This is a genomic window from Prevotella sp. SGI.167, from assembly GCF_050313615.1.
Taxonomy (GTDB): domain Bacteria; phylum Bacteroidota; class Bacteroidia; order Bacteroidales; family Bacteroidaceae; genus Prevotella.
Genome location: NZ_JBNPLT010000147.1, coordinates 1 through 392 on the forward strand (window position 1 = coordinate 1; position 392 = coordinate 392).

1 pseudogene is annotated in these 392 nt (G+C 57.1%); it reads left to right on the forward strand.

Annotated features, from left to right (window positions below):
• A pseudogene (locus ACQRBJ_RS16280) lies at positions 1 to 392 on the forward strand (hypothetical protein); the annotation flags it as partial.

A 392-nucleotide genomic window follows, 5' to 3' on the forward strand; every position in this document is an offset into this window, starting at 1 on the left:
TTTTTCGAATCACCCCGTCCCTCTTTCCAAAGAGGGCTCCACCGCTTTCCCCAAGCCCCTTTCCCCTCAGGGGACAGGGGATGTAACCGCCCTCCGGTGCTCAGAACCGCTACGCTCTATGGTTGGCGGACCATCAAAGGTCTCGCCAGATTTTTTGTCGGCTGGCGCATCAAAGGAGGTGTCAAAGGTCTCGCCAGATTGTGCGGGATGGGACCGCCTGGGTGCTGCTTGCTTGCGGGCTGCTGATGGACTTGCTGATGGGGCTGCTGATGGGGCTGCTGATAGACTTGCTGATGGACTTGCTCCTATACAGGTGTTGGTGAATGTGGATATCTTCTCGGAGGGATTTGACTGCCCGGATGTGGAGTTTGTGCAGTTGGCTCGACCAACGC